The organism is Psychroserpens sp. XS_ASV72, from assembly GCF_041224425.1.
Taxonomy (GTDB): domain Bacteria; phylum Bacteroidota; class Bacteroidia; order Flavobacteriales; family Flavobacteriaceae; genus Psychroserpens.
In genome coordinates, this window is record NZ_JBGFGL010000027.1 from 1 (window position 1) to 639 (window position 639).

General features: G+C 47.7%; 1 pseudogene. It reads left to right on the forward strand.

Annotated features, from left to right (window positions below):
- Positions 1-639 (forward strand): annotated as a pseudogene (locus AB9K26_RS00145) (gliding motility-associated C-terminal domain-containing protein); the annotation flags it as partial.

A 639-nucleotide genomic window follows, 5' to 3' on the forward strand; every position in this document is an offset into this window, starting at 1 on the left:
GACAACTGCTCAAATGGATTGGAAGCAACATATTCTGATACCGTGGCTGATGGCTCCTGTGCAAACGAATCTGTAATCACAAGAACTTGGACACTTGTCGATGACTGTGGGAACGAGACAAGCCTAGTGCAGACAATAAACGTGGTGGACACTACTGCGCCTACCTTTACGGTTCCTGCTGGTACCACTATCGAGTGTGACCAAGATCCAACGGACCTTTCTATTACTGGTGACGTGACAGATGAGGCGGACAACTGTTCAAATGGATTGGAGGCAACATATTCTGATGCTGTTGCTGAAGGTGCCTGTGCAAACGAATCTGTAATCACAAGAACATGGACACTTGTCGATGACTGTGGGAACGAGACAAACCTAGTGCAGACAATAAACGTGGTGGACACTACTGCGCCTACCTTTACGGTCCCTGCTGGTACCACTATCGAGTGTGACCAGGATCCTACCGATCTTTCTATTACTGGTGACGTGACAGATGAGGCGGACAACTGCTCAAATGGATTGGAAGCAACATATTCTGATACCGTGGCTGATGGCTCCTGTGCAAACGAATCTGTAATCACAAGAACTTGGACACTTGTCGATGACTGTGGGAACGAGACAAGCCTAGTGCAGACAATAAAC